The organism is Arcobacter sp. (genome assembly GCF_050300555.1).
Taxonomy (GTDB): domain Bacteria; phylum Campylobacterota; class Campylobacteria; order Campylobacterales; family Arcobacteraceae; genus Arcobacter.
Genome location: NZ_JBNKXY010000166.1, coordinates 1 through 660, shown reverse-complemented (window position 1 = coordinate 660; position 660 = coordinate 1). Strand labels below are relative to the sequence as shown.

The following is a 660-nucleotide window of genomic DNA, read 5'->3' as shown; positions in this document are numbered from 1 at the left end:
TCTACGTACATTGTGATAGATCTTGGATTAATTACCATTTATTCAATTTGAATGAGACAAATGGTCAAAGTTGGTGTAACTTTGTAATAAATCATAGTTGGTGTAAATATGTAATAAATTAAATTTGATATTATATTATATTTGATTTGATTTTTTCATAACTTTAAATTTTATATTGTATTAATTTAATCTAAATATGATTTTTGGTAATATTTGATATACACTTATATTTGATTTTTTCATAACCTTAAATTTGATATTATATCATGCACATTTTAATTTAATTGGTATTGGTATTTTGACTACATATCATATTAATTTTATCAAAATTTGTAGGAGGACATGGAGGATGGACCAAGCATGGATGTATGATTTGGCAAGGATCGATCCCATGTATATTGAGAACATTCGTTTGTTTATTGAAGAGGCAAAGGGGCATGCAAACAGACAGAACAAAAATGATATATTTTGTCCTTATGTTGACTGTGAAAATAAAATTGCGTGGCCAGATTCTAAAGTAGTTCAATCACACCTGATCAAGAGAGGTTTTAAGAGAAACTACACAATGTGGACAAAACATGGTGAGATAGATGATACACTACACGAAGTGGACACATGATCAGTTGGGGATAACAATTTTGATGGTGTATTTGATGAAAA

At 28.5% G+C, this 660-nt stretch carries 1 protein-coding gene; it reads left to right on the top strand.

What is annotated here, in order from left to right; translation table 11 throughout:
- Nucleotides 1-349: 349 nt before the first annotated feature.
- Nucleotides 350-619, top strand: coding sequence for a hypothetical protein (locus ACQY5W_RS13195; protein ID WP_428025437.1), 270 nt, complete (start codon nucleotides 350-352; stop codon nucleotides 617-619).
- The last annotated feature ends 41 nt before the right edge of the window (nucleotides 620-660 follow it).

Bases quoted from the DNA above. Each gene is read 5' to 3' on its own strand.
- ACQY5W_RS13195 (WP_428025437.1), top strand. From the start codon at position 350: ATGGACCAAGCATGGATGTATGATTTGGCAAGGATCGATCCCATGTAT.